This window comes from Cellvibrio sp. UBA7661, assembly GCA_002483365.1.
Lineage (GTDB): Bacteria > Pseudomonadota > Gammaproteobacteria > Pseudomonadales > Cellvibrionaceae > Cellvibrio.
The window spans coordinates 141,621-166,485 of record DLHT01000011.1 but is presented as its reverse complement, the minus strand read 5'-3'; the positions used below and the strand labels follow the sequence as shown (position 1 = coordinate 166,485).

Sequence of the window (24,865 nt, the reverse complement as noted above, 5' to 3'; positions counted from 1 at the left end):
ACCTCTCATAAAAAAGGCGGCCAATTGGCCGCCTCTTTCTTTTCATAATTATCACACTAGCATCGTGATTATCGTGTTGCCCAAGCGCGATCACCGGGCTTGTACGCCAGTTCACCATCGAAACGCCCCGGTATGGGTACGTAACGCAATACCTGCGTGCCCCCCACTTCCGAGGTAAAGAATCCAAACAAAGTTAATTGTTTGATCATGGTGAAGTAATGAACGCCGCCCGATGCAACACTTGCGCGCGCTTCGCGATCAAGTGTGTTGATAAATGCCTCGCGTTCTGACTGCTCAAGTGCAGCAAAGTTACGCTTGTAGGTGGCACTGCAGGCTTCTTCAAATGTGACCAAGCCTTTATGAAAAACGGCCTGCTCATCCAGCGTGTAACAATCGCTAACATACACACTCATAAACTCGCCAACTTTTGCATCTTTTGCGCCGGGTGTTTCAGTGCGCGGCAAAATGGTTTCAGCAATTTCATCGAGCAACGCGATATTGTTGGGAGAAAAAACCAGTGATGATTTCGGCTGTGATGCACAACCACTTAACATGGATACTGCAGCTCCACCAATCATGGCAGTACCAGTGCTGGCGGCAATCAGTTTTAATAATTCGCGGCGATTCATTTCAGATTCCCCTTTTTCAATTCTTTTACCGCATGATCTACCGCGCGTGCAGTGAGCGCCATATAGGTCAGCGATGGGTTTACACAGGATGCCGATGTCATACAGGCACCGTCGGTGACAAATACGTTAGGCGCATCCCACACCTGATTGTATTGATTGAGCACTGATGTTTTTGGATCGCGCCCCATACGCGCTGTACCCATTTCATGAATGCCCATACCTGGTGAATAACCCCAATCACCACCGCGCACATTTTTAACCCCGGCGGCTTCAAGCATATCCACCGCGTCTTGCATCATATCTTTACGCATCGCCAATTCGTTTTCACGAATTTCAACGTCCATCGCCAATACCGGTAAACCCCACTTGTCTTTGGTATTGCGGTCAAGATAAATACGGTTATCGTGGTGCGGCAACATTTCGCCAAACGCGGTCATACCAATTGTCCATGCACCTGGCTCGGCAAGGGCATTTTTAAAATCGGCACCCACCCCCATTTCAGCAACATCGCGATTCCAATCCTGACGGCTCGCTGCACCTTGATAACCAAAGCCACGCACATAATTGCGTTTTTCATCATCAAGATTGCGGAAACGTGGAATATAAAAACCGGCGGGGCGACGGCCGAAATAATATTTATCTTCGTAACCTTCAACCACACCACCCGCACCAACACGGAAGTGGTGATCCATAACGTTATGGCCCAACTCGCCACTGCTGCTACCCAAACCGCCATCCCATATATCGGTAGCTGAATTCATTAAAATCCAGGTCGAGTTAAAACTGGATGCATTCAGGAAAACAACATTCGCAGTAAATTCATAAGTTTGGTTGGTTTCTGCATCAATCACTTCAACACCGCGCGCACGTTTTTTATCTTTGTCGTACAGAACCTGACTGACAATAGAGAATGGGCGCAACGTGAGATTGCCGGTTTTCATCGCCGCAGGCAGCGTAGACGATTGCGTACTGAAATACGCACCAAACGGGCAACCCAACCAGCACTTATTGCGGTACTGGCAATTCACCCTGCCCTGCTCCGGCTTTGGCTGGGTGATATTCGCGGTGCGGCTGTTGATCATTAATCGCTTGCCGCTGTAAGCTTTTTTAATGCGCGCTGCGACATCTTTTTCTACGATATTAAGTTCGATAGGCGGTAAGAATTTTCCATCCGGCAGATGATCCAAACCTTCGAGCGACCCGGAAATACCGGCAAAACTTTCAACGTAATCGTACCAGGGCGCAAGATCCTGATAACGGATTGGCCAATCAACCGCGATACCTTCTTTTACGTTCGCTTCAAAATCGCGTTGACTAAAACGGTAACTTTGGCGGCCCCACAACAGCGAGCGGCCGCCAACGTGATAACCGCGATACCAGTCAAAACGTTTTTTCTCAATGTAGGGACTTTCTTGTTCGTTCGCCCACATGCCATTGGTTTCTTCATTCAATACAAAATCCCGCTGCAACACGGGATGATTGCGTTTCATTTCCTGAGTTGGACGGCCGCGGTGCGGATAGTCCCAAGGTTCTTTCTGGGCGTTCACATAATCTTTAATGTGTTCGATATTGCGCCCGCGTTCGAGCAGCAAAACTTTCAGGCCTTTTTCGGTGAGTTCTTTGGCAGCCCAACCGCCGCTAATGCCGGAGCCAACCACAATTGCATCAAAGTGTTGTGTAGCAGACATACATGTACCTCTGGATAAACGTACTTTTTATTGGGAATTAAATATCGCAAATGCGGATCGCCGCTTTCAGCGATTCAATTTTTTCGTTGTCCGTTGCGCGCCTGGGCATAAACTCTTGCGCGATATATCCTTTGAAGCCCGTTGCATGAATAGCGCGAACAATCGCGGGGTAATACAGTTCTTGTGAGTCATCAATTTCATTGCGGCCGGGAACACCTGCTGTATGGTAATGGCCGAAGTATTGATGATTATTTTGAATGGTGCGAATAATGTCGCCTTCGCTGATTTGCATGTGGTAAATGTCGTACAGCAATTTAAAGTTGGGTGAATCCAACCGCTTACAAAGTTCAATACCCCATGCAGAATTATCAGCAAAATAATCCGGGTGATCGACTTTGCTATTGAATAGCTCCATCTGCAACACCACACCGCGCTTTTCCGCTTGGGCAAGAATTTTTTTCAAGCCTTTTGTGGCGTGCTTTAATCCGTCTTCCGGATCGCGACCGCGCGCGTTACCGCTAAAACAAATCAGATTTTTATAACCCGCATCGCTGACCAGATCGATATGCTTGCGATAATTTTCAATCAAGGGTTTGTGAAATGTTGCATCGCCCCAACCGTCTTCCAAATTCAACTCCGCGCCGTTGCACATGGAAGAATCTACGCCGAGTTGTTTGAGGATATGCCACTCACTTGGCCCGACTAAATCAATTGCGGAAAAGCCCAACCGTTTTACGACCAGACAGAGTTCTGGCAAGGATAAAAAATGAAATGTCCAACGCGCTACCGAGTGATGGATATTGCCTTTCAAGGCAGTATCGGGTGCAGCGGATGAGGTGATTTCTGCTCCAAGCGCAGAAAGGCTGGAAAGCCCCAATGCACTTGCGACTGCGCCGCGCATAAGCGCACGGCGGTTAAGGGAATCATTCATGGCGGCTAACTCTATTTCTATGTTGTTTTTAGTAGTGGTTTTTAATAGCAGGGCACTGGCCATGCACGGCGCTCTCCAAGCCGATAATGAAGATTAGCCCGCACTTGTCTGGTGAGCCAGATGGTCAACGGATCTTTACCCTTTATGACAATAACCTGCAAAAAGCCGTAAAAGCGCTGTAAAAAACACAAATGGCTGATTGATATTCACGCTCGACAACAGTGCTTTTTTATAAGTAAAAAGCCAGCATACGCTGGCTTTTATTAAAATTGCGTCACACCAGTCACGGTCAATAACGTTTTGCCTGATCATCTACCACAAAAAACTCCATCAGCTCTTGCAGTTGGACTGCCTGATTACTCATTTCTTCTGCTGTTGCATTTAATTCTTCTGCTGCTGATGCGTTGACTTGGGTAGTTTGCGCAAGTTGGCTCACGGCAGAATTAATCTGCTCCAGACCTTGGGTTTGCTCAGAGGAAGCCGCACTGATTTCTTGAACCAGATCAGCAGTTTTGCGAATAGAGGGCAACATTTCATCGAGCAAGCTGCCCGCACGCTATTGACTGGATTCAACACCCAGGTGCGGATACAGAACGTCAATATGCCTCCCACAACCAGAATACTGACAACGCCGATGATGATCGCAATGGTGCGCATTTCAATTACCGCAGTCATCATACGTTCTGTCGGCACGCTCACACGAAACGACCAGGGCGTTGTGGTTTGGCCAACCACCACAGGCACTGAAATTTGATACGCATCTGCGTCCAAGTACTCATCAAATACATCGCACCCCCAACATTTTCCCTGCCTGAATGGCAGCGAGTAGTGACGGATCGTCCATCATTTGGCCTACGTTATCGGCCTTGGCGTCTCCTACATAAATGCCAGTGTTAGAAAGCAAGGTTGCATAACCTATTTCATAAGGATGAATCGAGCTGACCTCTTTTTGATAATCGGATAACGCAATATCCACACCGACAACACCCAGAAATTGGCCATCCACAATGACCGGGGCAACCACGGTGGTAATGAGCGTTTCCTTTCCACCTACCATGTAAAGATAAGGTTCAATCAAGGTCTCGGCACGGCTGTGCTTTGAAAGCAGGTAATAATCCCCCGCGCCTGGCTTGTCATAATCCACCAGTGCCTCTACCGCCAAACTACCCGTACCGCGATTCCAATAAGGGACATAACGGCCCGTCGCATCATGCGCTGTAGCATTCACATAATTTGCATCTTTACCATCGAACGCATTGGGCTCCCAACTGGTCCACACCGCCAGAAAATCCGGATTATTAGCCAGCACTTCACGCAACAATGCATCGGCCACTTTGCGGTCGGGATTGACGTTTCGCTGACCTGCCAAAGCTTGCGCCAGGGTGCGCGATGCATCCATTGCAATATCTAACCGCCCTTTCACTTTGTAAGCTTCGTGTTGGGCCAGCTCTTCAGCATATTCTGTCGCCAACTAGCGCTGCATATTGCTGGCTTGGGAATTGATGACCCACAGGGTAATCACATAACTCACTACGACCAACAAAATGATCGACATCATTTTGGTATTCAGGCTATTAAAGTTCACGATAACTCCTTGATGTACGCCCTTGGTGTGCGCTGAAAAAAACAATACAAAAACCTTATTGAGCAAGTGCATTTAAGAATAGCCCTGTTCTTAAAAACGCCAAGACGATGATGTAATAAATGCCTGAGTGTTTTTACCCAGATATAAAAAAGCCAGCACAAGGCTGGCTTTTGAAACAGCGATTGAAACAACGATTGAAAATTGCTTAAGGTTTCGGCGTTAACGCTTGAATAGCGGCCGATACATAAACCAAAGGCGCATTCCAGTTAATGGCAATTTCATTACTCGCATAGCTGCACCAATGATCTAAATAAGAAGTCGCCGCATGTTTGGATGGATAGAGAACGGAGCCGCAATCGCTTTGGTCTTGCTGCCCGGGTTGTGGACCGCCCGCCAGAAAACCGGGAATCGGTTCCGCAATACCATCGGCTTCAGATGGACGATGATGTGGGTGCAAAGTGGACTTATGGCCAAAACCGGTAACGAAAGACATATCCATCGCGTTGCGACCAAGCACGTAATCCAGCATCGCTTGTGCCGAATTCAAATACTCGCGTTTGCCATTTAACCGATAGGCTTGCACGAGCACCATTGCTTGACCCAAAGCAACTGAATTGCTACCCCATTTAAAATCTTTTTGCTGGAGCGTGACGCCGTAAGCTGAGCCCACCCACACCGACTGCAAATCTGTTGCAAGCGCATTAATGCGTGCCGCAATTAATTGTTGATCGGCAACTGCCGATAAATTCGCACGATGGTGTGCTAATGAAATCCAACCCAGGCTGCGCACATCACCCCAGGAAGGCACAGTGCTGGAAATGTCTGCAGGTTTCATCGCGGTGTAATACGTCTCTTTCTTGCTGGTGATATACAACTCGGCGGCAGCCCAGAAAAATTCATCGACAAGTTCACGGTCGCCATATTCGCCAGTCTTGATATCGTCTGGTTGTTTATAGATTACGGATGGATTAGCAACCGCCCACGCCCAGGCAGATTCCGCCGCAGCCAACATTTTTGCTGACATGCCCGGCAATTGTTTTTCATAGGGTGCCAACACACGGCTGGCAGCAGCCATTACCGCTGCAAAATCCAGTGCCGCTGCCGTGGTTTTTTGCACAACAAAGCGCTCGCTGGTTGCTTCATGCGGCATCACCACACCATCAAAACGTTTATTGGTGAGCTTGTGATAAACACCCCCGTCATGAGGATCTTGCATGCTCAACATCCACTCCAGATTCCACAGGGTTTCGTTAAGCACATCGGGAATCGCATCGCCACTCTCGGGAATATTTAAATGTTGCTGATTAAATATTTCCGGAAAGTGTTCGTATGCTGCCAGCAAGGAATAAGTCGCAATGCCGGAGTTAACAATGTATTTGTTGTAATCGCCTGCGTCATACCAACCTTTGGGGCTGGATATAACCGTTCCCGCAGGGCGCGTACTACTTGCAGCCGATGGATGAACCAGTACGTGAGTATCCGGATGCCCCAGCGGACGCGCATAAACACCAGCATGTTCGGGCAATAATGCGGCGCTATTGCGGTTAAAATAAAACGCTTTGATGCTTGCGGTATTTAATGCGCGATAAACATCGTCTGCAATCCGGAACGAAAACGAATCCGCAAGACCATCCACACGCACAACATATTCGCCCGGCATTTTCACACTGGAAAAATCAGCCCGTTTTACGCGCTCATCGGATGCATCCCAATAAGTTGCCGCACTCAATGTACCCGTATAAATTTCCGCATCTGTTGCAACATTGATGATGTGAAATTGCGTGGCGCTCACATCGGGAATCACTGCCCACTTGGCTGACTCCGGCAGAAAACCCAATTGATTAATCTTGATAGCTGCTACTGAGCTTACTGCAGAAGATGCAGCACTATTTGTTGTTGCAGCAGGATCTTTCGGCGTAGCGCAGCCAAACAAAAAACCTGATGCACAAACGAGCGCAAGTGCAGAAGTCAGGCGATGGGAAATAAAACCAGGCATGATGAAAACAGGCATTGAAGCTCTCCAGTGTAGTTGTTATTAATCTGGAGAGTCTGGAGATGAAGTAGCGCGAGATCAAATCGCTAATACTTTCTTTACAAAAGGAATAGTAAGTTTACGTTGTTCAGCAAGCGAGGCATGATCAAGCCTTGCCAATTGCCAAAACAGTTCATTGGTATCGCGCGGCAAGCGCTGGATAATGTACTGCGCTACCTCATCGCCCAATTCAAGACCGCGGGCACGGGCACGCATTTGCAGTGCTTGCTGTTTATCATCGTCGCCCAAGCTGTGCACCTGATAGGTCAGCCCCCATTGCAAGCGCGAACGTAAATCTTCCAAACTCAATGCCAATTCACGCGGGCTATGCTCTGCGGCGACTAATAATCGCCTACCCTGTTCGCGCAGTTGGTTGTATAAGTTAAAAATCGCGCGCTCCCAATCAGGGCGACCCGCGATAGAGGGCAAGCAATCCAGACACACTAAATCCAACGTATCCAACCCACTGAACAGTTCATCCGGCGCATAACCCACCATATCCCTCAATGGCAAATACTGAACCGATAAACCCCGGGATTGTGCTTCATGACAAGCGGCCTGCAGTAGATGGGTAAGCCCGCATCCGGGTGCCCCCCACAAATAAACAAATGCTTCGCCAGAACCCGTGAGCTGATCACGCAAGCCCTGCACTACCATTGCATTGTGGGTGTGGGCAGGCGCATAGAAATTGTCGAAGGTGGCGTCATCATTCAAATTGACGCCAAGCGATAATTGCTGGGGCAAACTCACCATAGATTACTTCTGCCAAACATAGATCAGTGGGTTTTCAACCGTACCGCCATAGACAGGTACCGGATTCGCTGTGGGCACCGCACCCGTATCAGGGTTCGGATTTATTGCGGATTGTGCATCACCTGTACCGGAAAACTGTTCATTCGCCAGCGCTTGATCCAACTCTGCCATCGCCGCGGCATCGATCCCGGTATCATCAGCTGTAGTTGCTGTAGTTGCTGTAGTCGCTGCAACTTCTGCGTTTGCCAGTGGATCAGTGATAGTTTCTGTTTGCAAAGGCGCCAACCGACGCCCCAGCGCCAGAGTGCTCATCAATAGTTTTACATCGCCTTCTGTCGTCAAGCGCACCAATAAACCTTCTGTATCTACCTGCATGACTTCCATGCGCTGCACTATCGCCAATTCATCCAGATACGCCTGCACCTGCTTGAATGCTGCAAAGCTGGTGATATTGCCAATACGCAACATAATCACTTGCGGCCCTTGGTCCGTCGGCATGATCGCGTACTGGTTGGCGAAGTAGTCTGCGGCGCGATCAATCGCCAAACTGAACAGGCTTTTCACATCGGGCGTTTCATCGGCAAATGTTTGGTTACTGCTGGCATGCACCAACTGCCAATCACCCAGCCAAGGGCCAGCAATCGGCTCAGGCATCGCGCCATCATCAGGGAAACTGGATGGAGCGGAGCTGGCAACAGACGAGACCGCAGCACTCGATGCAACCAACTCGCCCACTTCCGGCACATCAGCCTGTGGTTGCTGTATTACTGCAGGCGGGATGGGTCCCATGCTATATGGGGTATAACGCCCAACCAAAATAGCATCGGCTTTGTAGCGCAGGGATGCCGCTTTGATTTTCTCAATGTCCAAAGCCCATAAGTCATCCGCACTCAGTGACAGGCTATCCTCAAGGTCCATTTTAGGAAAGCCGAGCGGAAGACCACGGTACTGTGCTTGTGCTTGCATCGCCTGTAAATCCGCTACATCAGGCACCAAACGCAAACCGGTAGGATCTTTGGCAACCAGCCATACCAATACTTTCGGACGGGTTGCAGGCCATAGCGGCAACTGCGATTGGCGCAACAGTTGTTCAATCGCTTTGGGCTCGTAATTTAATTGAAGGCCAATAGCCGGCACTGTTTTGCCATCTTGTATGATTTTTTCTGCAACACTGTGGTAACTAAAACCAAACAGATAATTTTGCGCCCCCGGTAACGCCGCTTTAATCGCCGGATGGTTCAACGCACTACGCTGGCCGGAAACTCTGACGACAACCTCACCAAATGTCGCACGGGCAGCGGCATTGCGTTCACTTTCAGACTGGGATTTAACCAGTGTATTGGCGCGGTAAATATCAACTTTTTGGCCGGCTATTGCAGTGCCAGCATAAATACCGGACAACCCAAAAAGCAGGCCAGACAACAACAGGCGAACAGGTAGGGAATGCAACAAGGATTACCTCTGAATGCAGCGAACAATGCAGTGGGTTGGCATTGTAACAGGCTTGGATAAAGGCGCATCAAGGTAAAATAAGGAAGCATTCAACAATTTTTCAGGAATCTGCCCGCCTTACCTGCTACCAACTGAACGTTAAAGAACTTGCACCGCAAGCACGCTTTGGCCTGCAAGCCGACATATAAGCTGATAGAATGGCGACCTTTTTTTAAACCACCCCACTTGTCAGAGCCGTGAGCCCTTTCTTATGAGCCAAAACCAAACTCCTACCCCATCCCTTAGCTACAAAGACGCTGGTGTTGATATCGAAGCTGGCGACGCGTTGGTCGAACGCATCAAAAGCGTTGCCAAACGTACCCGTCGCCCCGAGGTAATGGCTGGCTTGGGTGGCTTTGCAGCCCTGTGTGAAATCCCGGAAGGCTACCGTCAACCCGTATTGGTATCGGGCACTGATGGCGTTGGCACCAAATTGCGCCTGGCAATGAATTTGCAAAAGCACGACACCATTGGAATCGATCTGGTTGCCATGTGTGTTAATGACCTGGTGGTAACAGGTGCCGAGCCTTTGTTTTTCCTCGATTACTACGCCACCGGCAAGCTCAATGTAGATGTTGCCGCAGCAGTAGTTGCCGGTATTGGTGATGGCTGTGAACAGGCAGGATGCTCATTGGTTGGCGGTGAAACAGCCGAAATGCCCGGCATGTATGAAGGCGAAGATTACGATCTGGCTGGCTTCTGCACTGGCGTAGTTGAAAAATCTGAAATTATCGACGGCAGTAAAGTACAACAAGGCGACACCTTGATCGCCCTCACTTCCAGCGGCCCGCATTCCAACGGCTACTCATTGATCCGCAAAATCATTGAGGTTACCAACGCTGACCTTACCCAGGATTGCGGTGGCAGACCTCTGGCAGATGCCTTGATGGAGCCAACCCGTATTTATGTCAAATCTGTACTCAAATTGATCAAGGAATCCAAGGTCAACGCTATGGCGCACATCACCGGCGGCGGCTTGACTGAAAATATTCCTCGTGTACTACCTGATGGCTGTAAAGCCGTTATCGATACCAAAAGCTGGGTATTTCCACCGGTTTTCCAATGGCTGCAAAAAGGCGGCAATGTCGATATGCGCGAAATGTACCGCACCTTTAACTGCGGTGTAGGTATGGTTATCGCCATTCCTGCGAGCGAAACAGATAACGCGCTGAGCATCTTACGTGCGGCCGGAGAAAATGCATTTGTGATTGGCCATATTGCCAAAGCCAATGGCGATGAGCACCAAGTGGAACTGCAAGGTCTCTGATTGAATAATGAGCACTGTCGATGTAAAAAAAATGCAGGTTGTTGTCCTTATCTCCGGTAGCGGCAGCAATTTGCAAGCCCTGATAGACGGCGCAGCAAGTGGGGAACTCCCCATATCAATTGCCGCAGTCATCAGCAATCGCCCTGATGTATTTGGGTTGACCCGAGCCACCCAGGCTGGCATCCCCACCGTGGTACTCGATCACAAAAGCTTCGCCAGCCGCGAAGCTTTTGATGCAGAACTCATGCGCCAGATCGATACCTACAATCCCGGGCTTGTGGTATTAGCCGGTTTTATGAGGATTCTCACGCCGGAGTTTACCCAACACTACCTCGGCCGTATGCTCAACATACATCCATCGCTATTGCCTAAGTTTCAAGGCCTCAACACCCACCAGCGCGCACTGGATGCAGGCGAGAAGTATCACGGTGTTACCGTCCACTTCGTTACCGCAGAGCTGGATGGAGGCCCTACTGCAATTCAAGCCGCAGTTCCCGTACTGTCTACCGATGACGCAAACATACTTGCCAAACGGGTACAGCGTCAGGAACACGTCATTTATCCGCTGGCAGTGAAATGGTTTGCACAAGGCAAATTAAAAATGGTGGATAGCAAAGCTGAGTTAAATGGTGAACTTTTGCCAGCTTGCGGCTATCGAATTGAGGCAAACGAGCCCTAAAAAAGGAATCCTCATGTCCAGCCTCCGAGCTATCGTATTATTTTGTCTTGGCGTATCAATACCGTACTTCGCAAGTGCAACCACTGCACCGAAAACTTTTGACAACCAGTACAAAGCAAAACTCTACGGTTTCAACATCACCGTAACCAATCGTCTGACCCAAACAGCAGATAACCAGTACCACTTGCTGTTCAAAGCAGAATCGATGATTGGCAGTATTACCGAACAAAGCAAAATGCAATGGAATCCGGCACAGCACACTGTCAGCCCGCTTCACTACAGCTATGCTCGGCGCGGGGTAGGAAAAGACCGCACAGCTGAGCTGTCATTTGATTGGAACAAAAAGAGTGTAACTAATAACGTACAGAAAATTAGTTGGCAGATGGATATTGCGCAAAAAGTACAAGATAAATTGAGCTACCAAATCCAGATGCAGCAAGACTTGCTCAATGGCAGCAAGAGTTTTAGCTATCAAATCGCCGATGGTGGACGCCTCAAAGAATATAAATTTATTGTTGAATGCGAGGAAATTCTGGATACCCCGCTCGGCAAGGTAAATACCATCAAAGTTAAGCGCAGCCGCGAAAATGATGAGCGCGTAACTTATGCATGGCTTGCCAAAGATTGGAATTATTTATTAGTTCGCTTGCAACAAGAAGAAAAAGGGGATGTGTATACCATCTACATCCACAAAGCGACGTTGGATGGCAAATCCATCGAAAAATTTTAACCATTTATTTTTTTCAGTGTCACTCTACCCTATTTACCAAACCAAAAGGCTTCATTATGAATATCTCTGAAAACTGCGTTGCCAGCTTCCATTACACACTGACTGACGGCACTGGCAAAGTGCTGGACTCTTCCGAAGGTCATGAGCCTTTATCGTATTTGCACGGTGCAGGCAATATTATTCCAGGCTTGGAAAGCGCACTGGAAGGCAAAAAAGTAGGCGATAAATTGAATGTATCTGTGAATGCAGCAGAAGCTTACGGTTTGCGCGATGACAATCTTGTACAAGAATTGCCATCCAACATGTTCAGCGGCATCGACAACATTGAAGTCGGCATGGAATTTCACGCTGAAACTGAACAAGGCTTGCAAGTCGTGACTGTGACCAAAGTCGAAGGCGACCAAGTCACTATCGATGGCAATCACCCATTGGCTGGTGTTGACCTGACATTTGACGTAGAAATTACCGAAGTTCGCTCAGCAACTGAAGAAGAGTTGAATCATGGCCACGCACACGGTGAAGGCGGCCACCATCACTAATCGACAAAAAATAAAAAAGGCTCCATTGGAGCCTTTTTTATTTTGAGGTGCGCACTTGAAATCTTGCATCAAATAACTAATCACCGCTTGATTACTTCAATTCCATTTTTTGCTCACCACAGCGGCTGCACTTAAAAAGCGTCACTAACTTTCCCTGCTTTACATCAAATTGATTATCTTTAACCACAACCCATTTATGAAAGCCGCTACGGCATAAAGTTTTACCCTTGTGCTTGTCAAAGGGACTCGGTTTTTTAAATTGAACGACATCGCCCATCGCAAATCACGTGCGTGGCAAGGTCACGCCACGCTGACCCTGGTATTTTCCACCGCGATCCTTATACGATGTTTCGCAAATTTCATCTGATTCAAAAAACAACATTTGCGCAACACCTTCGTTGGCATAAATTTTTGCGGGGAGAGGTGTTGTATTGGAGAACTCAAGCGTTACATGACCCTCCCATTCAGGCTCAAGCGGCGTCACATTAACAATAATTCCACAACGCGCATACGTCGATTTACCCAAACATACCGTCAGGATATTGCGAGGAATCCTGAAATATTCAACCGTACGTGCTAGCGCAAAAGAATTTGGAGGAATGATGCAGACATCACTTTTTATATCAACAAAACTTTTTTCATCAAAGTTTTTAGGGTCGACTACTGTTGAGTGGACATTCGTGAAAATTTTAAATTCATCCGCACAACGAACATCATAACCATAGCTGGACGTACCGTAAGAAACTATCCGTTGACCCGCAGCATCATAACGGATTTGCCCTGGTTCAAAAGGCTCGATCATGCCATGCTCTTCAGCCATACGGCGCATCCACTTGTCAGATTTGATGCTCATAGTCACTCCAGCAGTAAATAATTAAATGGCGCGCATCATAGCGTTTTTCGACATAGAAAAATACCAGCGCCTTAGGGCTAACCGCGCTCTTTGAACTCACCCACCAACCTGAAAGCCATCCCTAAACTTGACGAGGCTGACTCCTGGGTATTGCTCGTCTGTTGTTTAGAAATTGCGTCTCTGCTCTCACTGCTTGGCCTGATAGACAACAGAGTTTCGCGCAAGATATGCAATGCAGCGAGTTGCTGGTCAATATGTGCAACCTTCTGATTAACCAGCTGATCGGTGTAATCAACACTATACGCCGTTGGATCACTATAAAGCGCCAAAAGCTCCCGACACTCGGCCAAGCTAAAACCAGCGATTCGTGCTTGCTGTAAAAGACGTAATTGCCCTATTTCATACCCAGAGTAAACGCGGTAATCATTGCCTTCCTGCCGCTTAGGTACCACCAAACCAATTTCTTCATAGTAGCGGATGGTTTTACCTGACAAACCGCACACTTCTGAAGCCTGACTGATATTCATATCACCACCTGTCCGAGCATTACACACAAAACATTTCTGTAAGTGTAAGGTTTGCAGGAAAATCATCTTTATTTCCTACATTTTTACTTCACTTAATTACAAAAATGAAATTTTATGCGCCAATTATTTATGAAAAAACTGTATAATAGCTTCCAGTTAGCTTAGATGATAAACCAATAATCATAATAAAATCATGATGTTATTAATTAAATTTGACAAACTTAATTAATAACCCAGAATAGCTGAATAGATTTTATCCTGACAATATGGTTTTTCACCTGAAGGACAGTATATGGAATACCTTGATATCAACCATCCTGAATGGCAGAGAATGTGGGACGAACTTGCCGGTTATCGCCTCAATAATGGCGACCCGCTGTGCGTACATGAAGGTAACTGCTGGGAATATATGGGCTCAACAAGTGATCACCATCACTTACGCCATGCGTGCCATCCAATCACCAATAAAACCGAGTACATGTATATCGAGCGCGCAGGAGCGGCATTGCGCTGGGCCTGATCTCATCAGGCTAAAACCTATCCCTGAAAATCGGTATTCCAACCTGAATCACAACCTCCCTTTTGAGACGTCGCTAATCCTGTAATTCACACCACTATTGCCACAAAAATGTGGTAATGTGCAGCAGAATTTGAGCAGGGATATCAACCGTAAAAGCCATCAACACCAGTTGTGTTGCTGGGCTAATCGTCGCAACATTATTTAATAGAATAACAATGAAACGCTTCGCCTTATTTGTAGGTATTGGTGGAATTTCCACCCTGATTCAGTTTTTACTACTGGTCTTATTTGTAGAAAGCAGCCTGCTCCCGGAGGTGTTTGCCTCAGCCGCAGGCTATGTGCTCTCTTCAATTTTTAACTACTGGGCGAACTACCACTATACATTCCAGAGCACTAGCAACCACGCGCACACTATTCCCAAATATGTGCTTGCGGTTGGCATAGGCTTATCAACAAACACATTGTTGTTTGCCTCTTTTTTATGGTTATTCGATAACTATCTTGCCCTTCCCTGGGTCGAGCACTATTTGGTTGCCCAATTTCTCGCTACCGGAATTACCGTGGTTTTGAATTTTGTGGTGCATAAATTCTGGATTTACAGGAGTCATTAAAATGACATCAACAATCCCTTCACTTGCCGTCGTTATTCCTTGTTACAACGAAGAAGAGATGCTGCCAAAAACGTTGGCAACCATGCTATCACTGCGTGAATCCATGATAGCCAAAGGAAAAATCAGCGAGGCCTCCAAAATTTATTTGGTCGATGATGGCAGTAAAGATAAAACCTGGAAAATACTTGCCCAAGCTGCAACAGAAAATAGCGCACTCGTCGCAATTAAACTGTCGCGAAATAAAGGCCACCAGAATGCGCTTTATGCGGGTCTTTGCACGACTACCGAAGATATTACCGTGAGCATCGATGCAGACCTGCAAGATGACCCGCAGAATATTGAAGCAATGGTCGATGAATATCTTAAAGGCAATGATGTTGTCTACGGAGTCAGGTCAGCGCGTCATACAGATACATTTTTCAAACGCTTCACCGCGGAAGGTTACTACCATGTGATGAAAAAAATGGGGGTCGATCTGGTATTCAACCACGCCGACTTCCGTTTATTGTCACGTCGTGCACTAGAGTCTTTAAAAGAATACAGTGAGTCCAATCTATTTTTACGCGGAATTGTGCGCGAAGTTGGCTACCCATCAAGCATAGTGGAATACGAACGCCAAGCGCGCGAAGCGGGTGAAAGCAAATATCCATTGAAAAAAATGCTCTCCTTTGCATGGAAAGGAATTACCGCGTTCTCTACCGCTCCGCTCCGAATGATCACCTGGTTAGGCTTGCTATCCGGATTTGCCTCTTTTGCATTGATCGCCTGGGTTCTGGCAGTGCGCCTACTGACCGATAACGCAACACCCGGCTGGGCCTCTGTCCTACTTCCATTGTTATTTATTGGCAGTGTGCAATTGATTTGTTTAGGCATCATTGGCGAATACCTTTCAAAAATTTATGAAGAAGTTAAACGCCGCCCCAAATTTCATATCAGTGACATTGTTAACCGAAGAGATCAATAGACGGTTACATCTGCCCATTTACAGGTTGCATAAAATAAAATGAATAATACAACTGATGCTGCTGACGAAATCCAAACGCACCCGCAAAGCCCTGCTCAGGATCAAGTACCTATAGCGCAGCCTTCGCAAGCTGCTCTTACATTTCCTGAGATACATCCATTGGGGTTAAGTGAAGAAAAAAATAATCGAGTACTGCACAGCTATATCATTCTGACAATTACCGCTAACTTTTTACTGGTATTTCTAAAAGGATACAGTCAGGATCTAGGTTATTGGCAAGATTGGGTGCGGCAATTGTCTACTACTGGTTACGATGGGTTTAATGGTAACTATCCCCCGTTTTACATTCACTGGCTGTATATTGTTGGACAATTCTACAATGCCGTAGAAATCCCTCTTGAACATAATAATTATTTAAAATTTCTCACCCAATTACCTGTTGCCGCTTTTCATTGCTTGCTGATCATTTTAGTGCACAGCCAATTACAGCGTTTTCATTCATCACGCCATTTCGTCCATATTATTTTATTATTTACAGCGATTAACCCCGCCATTCTGGTGAATGGCCCCGTCTGGGGTCAGGTCGATTTAATACCAGCCACTCTGGCATTCGGCGCTCTCTTGCTAACCACTTATCAGCGTTATGTATATCTTGCTATTCCTGTATTTGCATTATCTCTATTAACAAAATTTCAAATGATTGCTTTTGCACCGGTATTTGGTTTTCTTTTTTTCCGCAACATTGAAAAAAATATTCTAGGTATTTTTATTGCTGTGTTAGTTGGCGCTGTTGTTTTTATGCCATCAATTTTAGCAGGTCATTTCTGGCAATCTTTCAGTCAAGCTTATATTGATACGCTTGGCCAGTATCCAATGACAACCTTTAATGCAGCAAACATTTGGATATTACTAACGGGAAATGTTGCACCTGACAGCATCATTTTATTTGGCGTAACGGCCGATTCCGCACTTGCCACAATATTTACTGCCAAATATTTTGGTATGTTATTATTTTCATTAACTGCCTTGGCAGTGTTTTTTCAGGGTATACATTTTCTCATTAAAAATGGATCACGAATCAGTGACCGCCAGCTATTATCGCAAGCATTTTTTTCGGCCACGATTTGTGCATTAGCATTCTTTGCGCTTTTACCAGCAATGCATGAACGTTATCTCTTCCCAGCGGTTGTAATGGCACTTGCGTACAGTACAGTAACGCAACGCAAACTACTGTATCCCATCGTCATCAGCCTGCTCTGCAGCTTGAATATGTTAATTATTCTTGAGATCAATGGATCTGATATATGGTTCGGACTTGCATGGGGTACGATGGCGTTATTATTGTTAGCGGTCACCGATCTGCTAATAAATGGAAAAGCATTACAGTGGCTTAAAAAAGCAGCGCTTTTTACCCTGAACATTCCTGTTGTTTCTTTATGGTTTTTTATATTAACCACAGTATTAATGACCAAGTTCTTTTTTGATCGGCTCCATATTCATGAATGTGAGCTAGCGGAAAACCAAACTTTTTTGACTGCACTACCGCTGATCTACGCCAAGCAAGATCACGGCACCATGGCGCTGAACCGCAGCTTCGATGGAAACTATCTTTCTATTGCTAATCGCCGCTACGCACAGGGTATAGGCACACATGCCAGTTCCGATATTCAATATCAATTACCACCAGATGCAGTCGAATTCAGTTTTATCGCAGCACTGGATGATGAAGTGGGAACATCTGACGTTCAATTTTCTGTATGGGGTGATGACAAACTGCTGTGGGAGTCGGCCCCCATTTTTGGCTACGAACGAACTATTCCCGTGACCACACTCGATGTCAGGGGAGTACAAAAATTAACACTAAAAGTAGCGCCCCTTAAAGATGACAAATGGGATCATGCCAACTGGGTAAACACTGTAATCACAATTACCCCGAAGACAACTAATCCAGGCCAAGTCACACCAGTTAGCGAATAAAAGTGAGATTTTATGCGTGAGCGAATTTTAATAATTATCCCTGCTTACAACGAAGAAAAAAATATTCGCAAGGTCATTCAGTCGCTGAAAAATGCGAATCCAGAGTACGAGTGTTTGGTCGTCAACGATGGTTCCAAGGATGACACCCAACGCGAAGCAGAGGCAAATGGATTGGCAACTGTTATTCAATTGCCAGCCAATCTCGGTATTGGTGGCGCGGTGCAAACGGGATTTAAGTACGCATTTTATGAGGATTTTGATTACGCCATTCAATTCGATGGCGATGGCCAACACCTTGCTAGTGAAATTCCTAAAATTTTAGCTCCATTGCAACAAAACCAAAGTGATGCCTGCATAGGCTCCCGTTTTGTTGAAAAAACACATGGGTTTCAATCCACGTTTATGCGCCGCGTTGGCATTCGTATTTTTGAGTTGATGAATAGAGTTTTAATTCGAAAAAGAATTACTGATAGCACATCTGGTTTTCGTGCCTATAACAAGCAAGCCATAGCATTTCTGGCAGCCAACTATCCCACTGATTATCCTGAACCGGAAACTATCATTTTGTTAGGCAAAAATGATTTCCGCATTGAGGAAGTGTCCGTTGAGATGGTAGAACGCCAAGGAGGAGAGTCTTCGATATCGGGGCTTAAATCAGTGCACTATATGATCAAAGTGATATTGGCGATGATCATGACATCCCAACGACAAAAAATTCGCAGGAGCTCTTCATGATTAATACTTTGTGGGCGAGTCTGCTTGAAAACCGTATTCAACTTTTTTCTATCACCGGTAGCTTGGTGTTATTTCTATTTATACTCCGGCTAGTAAAACGCAAAAAGCTAAAAGAAGAATATTCATTATTATGGATTGGTTTCGGTTTTATTTTTATTTTGTTATCTATCTTTAAACCGTTACTTGAAATAGTCGCCGACATTCTCGGAATATTGTACGCACCGGCTGCACTTTTATTGTTATTGGTTATTTCCGTGTTTTTTATACTGATCCAGTTTTCAATTGTTATTTCAAAGCTCGCTGAAAGCAATAAAAATTTAATTCAGGAAGTAGGTATTCTCAAGGCAGAGCTTAAAAAATTACAAATATCAGCCAAGGAAAAAGAATAAAATGAAACACCTGCTCGTAGGATTAATAAAATCAAAAACATTGTATTTACTTGTAGTAAGCGTAGGTCTTTTAGTATTCCTTTTACAAAATATACAGCCCTCTTTTTCTAATTTTTCGCTAACCACCCCATCAGGGCTGGTACAACCCATTGCGGGACCTGAATTTATGCAGTCCAACGAAAGCGGGATTTATCGCTTGACTGGAACGCTTACTCTAGGTGCTTACACCAGTACATTATTGCGCATTATTCCTGATGATGAAATTTATTCGCTGATGATTAACCAGCGACCAGTAGACATCAGCATGATCCCACTTCATGAGCGACGCGATTACAGCAAAGGTTTTACTTATGAGCTGAAAGATTTCCTACAACCGGGCGACAACCAAATAGAAATCCATTACATGGATCAGGGTGGCCTGATGGGAATAGTCATCAGCGCCGAAACAAGTGCAAAAATAACCCTGATTGCTTATGCATTATTTGCTGCTATCGCACTAATATTGGCAATAAAAATTGCCACTGTTTGCAAACTTACAACCCCTATTAAAGTACTTTTCATCGGCGCATTATTGATTCGTTTAGCGTATTTTTCCGTAACACCTGCAGATGTACGGGAGCATGATTTGGGAGATCACATTGGATTTACAGAATACCTTACACAACACTGGGCTCCACCACCTGTGGATTACGCTGTGGGTGGCGCATTTTTTCATCCCCCACTTTATTACTACACGGGTGCGATCGTTTATAAGGCAACGCAGTTGTTTGAGCCTAACAATAAAGTGACTATTTATCGAATCCAACAGGTGTTGGTGCTGATTTACTCGATGGGATTTGTATTATTTGGCTTGTTAATTCTTAGCGAATTATTAAATCTCTATCGCAAACCACAAGATTCATTAGACACGCACGTACAAGAAGTACAAGAAGTACAAGAAGTACAAGAAGTACAAGAAGTACAAGAAGTACAAGAAGTACAAGAAGTACAAGAAGTACAAGAAAAAGCTGGCTTTTTATCGCGTGTGTATCAATCGTTTATTAACGACAAACTCCTGTGGGTTATCGGTGCACTCTTCGCATTTTGGCCTGTCGCAATTATTCATTCTGTACGGATTGGAAACGATCCATTGCTTTACTGCCTCTATGCAGCGAGTCTCTACTACATCATTCGATGGTACAGACACGATAAGAAGCGCGATTTGATGATCGCCAGTATTGTCGGAGCGGCCGCTATTGTCACTAAAGCAAACGGAGAAATCCTGATTGCTGTATTGGGTGTTATTGGTCTCTATAAAATGATCAAAAGCCAGCAATGGGCAATGTATGCCAAGATGGCGATACTTCCTTGCATCATCATGTTTACTGCTGTCGGAATTACCGTTGGGCCTGCGTTGATACTCAAACTGGAAGGCAAACGCGACAAGTTATATATCGATAATATCGACGGGCTCTCACACGCCAATCTGGTGGGCAACACTGCCGCTAATTATTTTTGGTTTGATGCCAAAATTTTTATCACTGAGCCTTTTACTGATCCCTATGATGATCGTATGGGGCGTCAATTTTTTTGGAATTATCTTGGCAAAACAGGGTTGTTTGGTGAATTCAAATATCCAGCACCATTATCAATCAACACTGCCGTTGCAAGTAGTTTTCTCGCAGTCCTGATGTTTATTTATATGCTTGCCGGCATTTATTATATGTTAAAAGAAGATTTCAAACGAATGGCTCCCGTTTTACTTTCGGGTTTCTTTTTATGGGCGGGCGTCACTTATATGCGGATGACATTCCCGGCAAATATCGATTTCCGTTACATAGTGCCAATACTGATAACTTTTTGTGCCCTCTATGCGATCAGCATTATTAAATTCCAACAATCTGGCGCAACGCGCATGGCAAACATAGGGCTGGCTATGTCTGCATTGTTTACCTTCTCTGGCATTTTATTTATTGCTGGAGTAGTCGCTTATTAACAGCACTCGTTTATTAACAACAGTCACTTATTAACATGAGCCCGCGCCTCGCGCGCGGCCACTCCTGTGTACTGCCATTTACCTTGTTTCCACCGCCAGCGTTTTATTAGCGCACGAATAAATTCATCCATTACCGCTGCAATTAATAACCCATAGAGGCCAAGGCCAAAAGGAATAGCCAGCACATAGGCAACAGGAACAGAGAAAAGCCAAATTACACCGATGCTGGATATTGATGTAAACGCCGCATCGCCTGTGCAGCGTAAAGCACTTCCGACAATAATATTAACGGTGCGCCAAGGTTCAGCCAAAAAGCTCAATAAAAATGCCCATAGCCCGATCGCAATAACCTCGGGATCACTGCTGAATAATGTCAATATTTGCTGATTAAACAACAGCCACATCAATGCCAGAGCTGTTGTTCCTATTAGAGAAACTTTTAAACTTTGCTTAAGTTGCAAATTTACCAGATCAAATTCTTTGCGCCCCACACGCTGGGCAATGATTGCTTCTGTGGCCATCCCAATGGCAATCGAAATCATCAAGCAAAACAAAAATGTATTGTATGCATAAACTTTAACCTTCAATGCAAGATCGCCTACTTCGGCAGCAATCCAATTCAATGCAATCATGTAAGCCTGAAAAGACATTGGCTCCAGAATAGAAGGGGCCGCTATCATGATGATAGGTGTCATCAGCAGGGAAAAATTTTTCCACCCATCGCGCAAAGGAATATGAATACGCAACTTAAAGTGCACCACCGTCATCACAAACAATAAGCTGGCTGCAGCTGAAATAATACTGGCAACGGCAACACCGACAACGCCCGTTGGGGGAATACCCATAAAGCCGTAAACCGCAATAGAATTGCCAATCACATTAGTGACAAACAAAATAATATTGCTATAGGTGTTCCATTGCGGCTCACCATAAATATTCAAAATAGTTTGATAAATAACACGGCAACCCCACAGCGCCACCATCCAACCAATTACAGATAAATAGGTACGCGCATGCTGCTCTACTTCACTACTGAGTGACATAGCAGACGCAACAGCCGGCCCGCCGTAATTCACGGCAAATGCCGCAATAAGCGCAAGCATCACAACAAAAATCGTGTATGCCGCAATCGTCGCGTTTCCACGTTCATAATCATTAGCACCAATTCTCTGGCTCGCGATACTGGCACCCGCAAATGCACTGACAATCAAAAAAGCATTGGCAACAAATACCAATGGCGTAATCGCGCCAACCGCTGCAGCTGCACTATCGGAAATGCGGCTGAGGAAATACATATCGACCAATGGAATCGTATAGGTCACTGCCTGATCAAGGAACATAGGGCGACTCATGCCCCATAGCCCTTTATCAAGCACACGACTTTGCGGTACCGGCTTACGTACTGGGTTCATAAATATGCAATGCGAAAAGAGAAAGGATAACCATCGGGTGCAAATCCAAACCTGAATTCACACCCGATGAATTGACAAGATCAGGCTGCCTCGCGTAGCACTACTGCAGGAGGAGTAGTTACCACATGTCGACACCCCATATAGCCTAGCGCAGAAACAAAAATAGCGCCGCTCACAGGAGAAAGTATCCAAAATAAGTAGTGTGGCTGGATAGGCGTTTCGAGCACAAAAGTCTGTAGGCTGATTAACAGAATTTCGGTTCCTATAATCGCGATTAGCCCGGCTAGAAAACCGAGGATCGCAAATTCTACACAGATACTCCCTACAATTAACTGGCGAGAGCTTCCCAACGCACGCAACAATCCTGCTTGTTGTTTACGAGCCGCAATACTTCCCATTACCGCCGCAAACAACACCAAACAGCCGCCAATTAATGTAAGCCACAACACCAGTAAAACACCATCACTCACTTGATTCACAATTGATCGTATTTGCTCAATAATGCGATCCAATTCCATCAGCAAAATTGTTGGATGGTCATGCAGCAACGTGTTGATAAATGATTTTTGCGAAGCAGGTAAATAGATGCTGGTAATGTAGGTGGGCGAGTACGAGTCCAAAGAGCCCGGCTCGAAAATAAAAAAGAAATTAGGTCTCATGCTGCGCCAGTCCAAACTACGAAAACTGGCAACCTGGGCCTGCATTTCCAAGCCACCAAATGAAAATTGTAATTTATCACCCAACTTCAAACCGATTTCTTTCGCAGTTTCCATTTCTACCGATACGCCAGGAAGATCAACCTCGCCGCGTTGCCACTGATCCCACCATACACCTTCGAGAATTTTGTTATCCGCCACTAAATTGTCTGCCCAGGTTACGTTTAACTCACGACGTAATGCATTACTTGCCGCGCGCTGCTCCTCTGTTGTCTCTACACCATTGATATGGGTCAAGCGTGCGCGCATCATTGGATAAATGGGCTCAGGACGAATGTTGGCATCCTGCAACAGTGTTTTTACTTGTGGTAATTCATCAGGAGGAATATTTACCAAAAAATGATTTGGTGCGTCATCAGGCACCTGCACTCTCCATTCTTCGATCAGTGATGTGCGCACAATGGTAAGTGTGAATAACAACATGATGGCTATCGAAAATACTAAAATCTGGATAAGACTTTGACCGCGATTGCGCTGCAAATTAGCGAATGCCAAACGCCAGAATCCACCGAGGCTTACGGCCCAACGTCGGCTTAACATTAACAACCCATATGCAACGATAAAGGTTGCCGCAATAACCGCTAGCAACGCACCGCTAATACTGAGAGCGAGTTCAAGATCGCGACCAAATAAAATAACCAGGGTTAATACAGCGAATAAGGCAAGTGAGGCTTGCGTCCATACCTGTGTTGTATTGACAGCCAATTCACGGCGTAAAATTTTCAGAGGCGGGACAGCCGGCAAATACCAGAGTGCTGGTAATGCAAAAAACACCAGACACATTAAACCGCTAAAAAAACTTAACGCGTAAGGATAAATACCCACAGCACCCAGTCGAATTTGATAGGCCTCTTGCAAACTGATAGCGATAATCTGCTGCAAAAAATAGCCTAGAACCAAACCCAAGAATGATGCAATCGCCCCCAGAAGAAAGAGCTGCGAAAAATACAAACTGCGAATGCGGGTAGCGCTTGCCCCCAAACTTTTCATTAGCGCAACTTGATCTGTATGACGACTAGAAAATTGCCGCGCGGCAATTGCAATCGCAACACCCGACAACAAAACAGCTATCACTGCTGATAACAATAGAAATTGCTTACTGGTTTTTAGTGTGCGGCCAACACGCTCTTGTGCAGAATTGATATCCACTAATCGCTGATGTTTATTTAATTGTGGCTTCAATTGCTCGATAAATTGTTTTAACTGCTGGGCATCATCGCTGGCAACCAACCATTGATAATCGACGCGGCTACCAGGTTGCACGACTTGGGTTTTTGGTAAATCCACCATATTCATGATCAGGCGAGCACCGGTCATACTAAATGGGCTCGCACTGTCTGGCTCACGAATTAATACATGGGTAACTGTTAATTCGTATTCACCCACTGCGACTTTATCGCCTAACTTGATCTTCAAAAGCGGTAAAATCCGCGAATCAACCCATGCTTCTCCCGGCGAGGGAATGGTGTTGGCAACTTCAATATCGCTGCTATTGATCGCAAATGGCACACGGCTAATTTCGAATTGTCCGCGCAGGGGATAACCGTTATCAACGGCTTTGACGGATGCAAGATGCATCTCATCATCAGCAAACACCATGGAAGAAAAAAGTACTGACTGGGTTTGGCGTATACCTTCTTGCTCAGCAGCCATTGCCCAGTCGTTATTATGCGGTTGGGATCCACGCACAATATAATCCGCACCCAATACACTATTGCTTTCACTGATTAAGGTAGATTCCAACCTGCCGGTAAAAATGGCGATCCCGCTCAACACTGATACCGCTAAAATAAGTGACAACCCGAGCAGCCGTAACTCACCACTGCGCCAATTGCGTTTTAATAATTGAATTGCCAGCATGC

At 45.8% G+C, this 24,865-nt stretch carries 24 protein-coding genes; 11 read left to right on the top strand and 13 right to left on the bottom strand.

Translation table 11 applies throughout. The annotated features are described in order from the left end of the window. Window positions 1-68: 68 nt before the first annotated feature. The 8 genes from B2739_RS09490 to B2739_RS09455 all read right to left on the bottom strand — a co-directional run bounded on the left by B2739_RS09490 (window position 69) and on the right by B2739_RS09455 (window position 9,070). The gene (locus tag B2739_RS09490) at window positions 69-629 is read right to left on the bottom strand and encodes a gluconate 2-dehydrogenase subunit 3 family protein (RefSeq protein WP_331345621.1); all 561 of its coding nucleotides are present in this window, start codon (window positions 627-629) and stop codon (window positions 69-71) included. Next, complete coding sequence (locus B2739_RS09485) at window positions 626-2,317, bottom strand: GMC family oxidoreductase (protein WP_331345620.1); 1,692 nt, start codon at window positions 2,315-2,317, stop codon at window positions 626-628. The genes B2739_RS09490 and B2739_RS09485 overlap by 4 nt, the downstream gene beginning before the upstream one ends. Before the next feature lie 37 nt (window positions 2,318-2,354). Next, a complete protein-coding gene (locus B2739_RS09480; RefSeq protein ID WP_331345619.1) occupies window positions 2,355-3,311 on the bottom strand; it encodes a hydroxypyruvate isomerase family protein in 957 nt (318 codons plus the stop codon). Between the two features lie 226 nt (window positions 3,312-3,537). Beyond that, window positions 3,538-3,780 carry a hypothetical protein gene (locus B2739_RS09475; RefSeq protein WP_331345618.1) on the bottom strand — a complete coding sequence of 81 codons (243 nt, stop codon included), beginning with the start codon at window positions 3,778-3,780 and terminating at the stop codon, window positions 3,538-3,540. A 246-nt stretch (window positions 3,781-4,026) separates the two neighbouring features. Next, on the bottom strand, window positions 4,027-4,719 hold the full coding sequence (locus tag B2739_RS09470) for a PDC sensor domain-containing protein (RefSeq protein WP_331345617.1): 693 nt from the start codon (window positions 4,717-4,719) through the stop codon (window positions 4,027-4,029). A 319-nt stretch (window positions 4,720-5,038) separates the two neighbouring features. Further along, window positions 5,039-6,844, bottom strand: a complete 1,806-nt coding sequence (locus B2739_RS09465; RefSeq protein ID WP_331345616.1) for a glycoside hydrolase family 9 protein — start codon at window positions 6,842-6,844, stop codon at window positions 5,039-5,041. A 60-nt stretch (window positions 6,845-6,904) separates the two neighbouring features. Beyond that, complete coding sequence (gene hda / locus B2739_RS09460) at window positions 6,905-7,618, bottom strand: DnaA regulatory inactivator Hda (RefSeq protein ID WP_331345615.1); 714 nt, start codon at window positions 7,616-7,618, stop codon at window positions 6,905-6,907. Between the two features lie 3 nt (window positions 7,619-7,621). After that, entirely contained in the window at window positions 7,622-9,070 is a 1,449-nt protein-coding gene (locus B2739_RS09455) for a DUF2066 domain-containing protein (protein WP_331345614.1), read from the bottom strand. Between the two features lie 250 nt (window positions 9,071-9,320). Between B2739_RS09455 and purM the strand changes: the two genes are divergently transcribed. Genes purM through slyD form a run of 4 tightly spaced genes read left to right on the top strand, consistent with a single transcriptional unit; the run spans window position 9,321 to window position 12,324 of the window. Next, window positions 9,321-10,376, top strand: a complete 1,056-nt coding sequence (gene purM / locus B2739_RS09450; RefSeq protein ID WP_331345613.1) for a phosphoribosylformylglycinamidine cyclo-ligase — start codon at window positions 9,321-9,323, stop codon at window positions 10,374-10,376. Between the two features lie 7 nt (window positions 10,377-10,383). Next, entirely contained in the window at window positions 10,384-11,055 is a 672-nt protein-coding gene (purN, locus tag B2739_RS09445; protein ID WP_331345612.1) for a phosphoribosylglycinamide formyltransferase, read from the top strand. Between the two features lie 13 nt (window positions 11,056-11,068). Then, a complete protein-coding gene (locus B2739_RS09440; protein WP_331345611.1) occupies window positions 11,069-11,785 on the top strand; it encodes a DUF3108 domain-containing protein in 717 nt (238 codons plus the stop codon). Window positions 11,786-11,841: 56 nt separating this feature from the next. Further along, window positions 11,842-12,324 carry a peptidylprolyl isomerase gene (gene slyD, locus B2739_RS09435; protein WP_331345610.1) on the top strand — a complete coding sequence of 161 codons (483 nt, stop codon included), beginning with the start codon at window positions 11,842-11,844 and terminating at the stop codon, window positions 12,322-12,324. A 91-nt stretch (window positions 12,325-12,415) separates the two neighbouring features. On the opposite strand, the gene B2739_RS09430 is transcribed toward slyD, so the two are convergent. The 3 genes from B2739_RS09430 to B2739_RS09420 all read right to left on the bottom strand — a co-directional run bounded on the left by B2739_RS09430 (window position 12,416) and on the right by B2739_RS09420 (window position 13,704). Then, complete coding sequence (locus B2739_RS09430) at window positions 12,416-12,601, bottom strand: hypothetical protein (RefSeq protein ID WP_331345609.1); 186 nt, start codon at window positions 12,599-12,601, stop codon at window positions 12,416-12,418. Window positions 12,602-12,607: 6 nt separating this feature from the next. Beyond that, window positions 12,608-13,177, bottom strand: a complete 570-nt coding sequence (dcd, locus tag B2739_RS09425; RefSeq protein WP_049629242.1) for a dCTP deaminase — start codon at window positions 13,175-13,177, stop codon at window positions 12,608-12,610. Between the two features lie 77 nt (window positions 13,178-13,254). Beyond that, window positions 13,255-13,704 carry a MerR family transcriptional regulator gene (locus B2739_RS09420; protein ID WP_331345608.1) on the bottom strand — a complete coding sequence of 150 codons (450 nt, stop codon included), beginning with the start codon at window positions 13,702-13,704 and terminating at the stop codon, window positions 13,255-13,257. Between the two features lie 292 nt (window positions 13,705-13,996). Between B2739_RS09420 and B2739_RS09415 the strand changes: the two genes are divergently transcribed. The 7 genes from B2739_RS09415 (at window position 13,997) to B2739_RS09385 (ending at window position 20,875) form a co-directional block, all read left to right on the top strand. Then, window positions 13,997-14,224, top strand: coding sequence for a 4-diphosphocytidyl-2C-methyl-D-erythritol kinase (locus B2739_RS09415; RefSeq protein ID WP_331345607.1), 228 nt, complete (start codon window positions 13,997-13,999; stop codon window positions 14,222-14,224). Between the two features lie 215 nt (window positions 14,225-14,439). Beyond that, window positions 14,440-14,835 (top strand): GtrA family protein, encoded by a 396-nt coding sequence (locus B2739_RS09410; protein WP_331345606.1) that lies wholly within the window; start codon window positions 14,440-14,442, stop codon window positions 14,833-14,835. 1 nt (window position 14,836) lies between these two features. Further along, window positions 14,837-15,799 (top strand): glycosyltransferase family 2 protein, encoded by a 963-nt coding sequence (locus B2739_RS09405; protein ID WP_331345605.1) that lies wholly within the window; start codon window positions 14,837-14,839, stop codon window positions 15,797-15,799. Window positions 15,800-15,838: 39 nt separating this feature from the next. Continuing rightward, entirely contained in the window at window positions 15,839-17,776 is a 1,938-nt protein-coding gene (locus B2739_RS09400) for an NPCBM/NEW2 domain-containing protein (RefSeq protein ID WP_331345604.1), read from the top strand. A gap of 12 nt (window positions 17,777-17,788) precedes the next feature. Then, window positions 17,789-18,511: a glycosyltransferase family 2 protein gene (locus B2739_RS09395; protein WP_331345603.1), complete on the top strand. Its 723-nt coding sequence runs from the start codon at window positions 17,789-17,791 to the stop codon at window positions 18,509-18,511. Further along, window positions 18,508-18,900, top strand: coding sequence for a DUF2304 domain-containing protein (locus B2739_RS09390; RefSeq protein WP_331345602.1), 393 nt, complete (start codon window positions 18,508-18,510; stop codon window positions 18,898-18,900). Before B2739_RS09395 ends, B2739_RS09390 begins: the two co-directional genes overlap by 4 nt. A 166-nt stretch (window positions 18,901-19,066) precedes the next feature. After that, entirely contained in the window at window positions 19,067-20,875 is a 1,809-nt protein-coding gene (locus B2739_RS09385) for a hypothetical protein (protein ID WP_331345601.1), read from the top strand. A gap of 23 nt (window positions 20,876-20,898) precedes the next feature. Here B2739_RS09385 and B2739_RS09380 read toward each other — a convergent pair whose 3' ends face one another. Continuing rightward, entirely contained in the window at window positions 20,899-22,287 is a 1,389-nt protein-coding gene (locus B2739_RS09380) for an MATE family efflux transporter (protein WP_331345600.1), read from the bottom strand. 80 nt (window positions 22,288-22,367) lie between these two features. Further along, window positions 22,368-24,863 carry an ABC transporter permease gene (locus B2739_RS09375; protein ID WP_331345599.1) on the bottom strand — a complete coding sequence of 832 codons (2,496 nt, stop codon included), beginning with the start codon at window positions 24,861-24,863 and terminating at the stop codon, window positions 22,368-22,370. Window positions 24,864-24,865: the final 2 nt, after the last annotated feature.

Bases quoted from the DNA above. Each gene is read 5' to 3' on its own strand.
- dcd (WP_049629242.1), bottom strand. From the start codon at position 13,177: ATGAGCATCAAATCTGACAAGTGGATGCGCCGTATGGCTGAAGAGCAT.
- B2739_RS09490 (WP_331345621.1), bottom strand. From the start codon at position 629: ATGAATCGCCGCGAATTATTAAAACTGATTGCCGCCAGCACTGGTACT.
- B2739_RS09390 (WP_331345602.1), top strand. From the start codon at position 18,508: ATGATTAATACTTTGTGGGCGAGTCTGCTTGAAAACCGTATTCAACTT.
- B2739_RS09395 (WP_331345603.1), top strand. From the start codon at position 17,789: ATGCGTGAGCGAATTTTAATAATTATCCCTGCTTACAACGAAGAAAAA.
- hda (WP_331345615.1), bottom strand. From the start codon at position 7,618: ATGGTGAGTTTGCCCCAGCAATTATCGCTTGGCGTCAATTTGAATGAT.
- B2739_RS09480 (WP_331345619.1), bottom strand. From the start codon at position 3,311: ATGGCCAGTGCCCTGCTATTAAAAACCACTACTAAAAACAACATAGAA.
- B2739_RS09430 (WP_331345609.1), bottom strand. From the start codon at position 12,601: ATGGGCGATGTCGTTCAATTTAAAAAACCGAGTCCCTTTGACAAGCAC.
- B2739_RS09420 (WP_331345608.1), bottom strand. From the start codon at position 13,704: ATGAATATCAGTCAGGCTTCAGAAGTGTGCGGTTTGTCAGGTAAAACC.
- B2739_RS09485 (WP_331345620.1), bottom strand. From the start codon at position 2,317: ATGTCTGCTACACAACACTTTGATGCAATTGTGGTTGGCTCCGGCATT.
- B2739_RS09375 (WP_331345599.1), bottom strand. From the start codon at position 24,863: ATGCTGGCAATTCAATTATTAAAACGCAATTGGCGCAGTGGTGAGTTA.
- B2739_RS09400 (WP_331345604.1), top strand. From the start codon at position 15,839: ATGAATAATACAACTGATGCTGCTGACGAAATCCAAACGCACCCGCAA.
- B2739_RS09465 (WP_331345616.1), bottom strand. From the start codon at position 6,844: ATGCCTGTTTTCATCATGCCTGGTTTTATTTCCCATCGCCTGACTTCT.
- B2739_RS09440 (WP_331345611.1), top strand. From the start codon at position 11,069: ATGTCCAGCCTCCGAGCTATCGTATTATTTTGTCTTGGCGTATCAATA.
- B2739_RS09380 (WP_331345600.1), bottom strand. From the start codon at position 22,287: ATGAACCCAGTACGTAAGCCGGTACCGCAAAGTCGTGTGCTTGATAAA.
- slyD (WP_331345610.1), top strand. From the start codon at position 11,842: ATGAATATCTCTGAAAACTGCGTTGCCAGCTTCCATTACACACTGACT.
- B2739_RS09410 (WP_331345606.1), top strand. From the start codon at position 14,440: ATGAAACGCTTCGCCTTATTTGTAGGTATTGGTGGAATTTCCACCCTG.
- B2739_RS09385 (WP_331345601.1), top strand. From the start codon at position 19,067: ATGCAGTCCAACGAAAGCGGGATTTATCGCTTGACTGGAACGCTTACT.
- B2739_RS09405 (WP_331345605.1), top strand. From the start codon at position 14,837: ATGACATCAACAATCCCTTCACTTGCCGTCGTTATTCCTTGTTACAAC.
- purM (WP_331345613.1), top strand. From the start codon at position 9,321: ATGAGCCAAAACCAAACTCCTACCCCATCCCTTAGCTACAAAGACGCT.
- B2739_RS09475 (WP_331345618.1), bottom strand. From the start codon at position 3,780: ATGTTGCCCTCTATTCGCAAAACTGCTGATCTGGTTCAAGAAATCAGT.
- purN (WP_331345612.1), top strand. From the start codon at position 10,384: ATGAGCACTGTCGATGTAAAAAAAATGCAGGTTGTTGTCCTTATCTCC.
- B2739_RS09415 (WP_331345607.1), top strand. From the start codon at position 13,997: ATGGAATACCTTGATATCAACCATCCTGAATGGCAGAGAATGTGGGAC.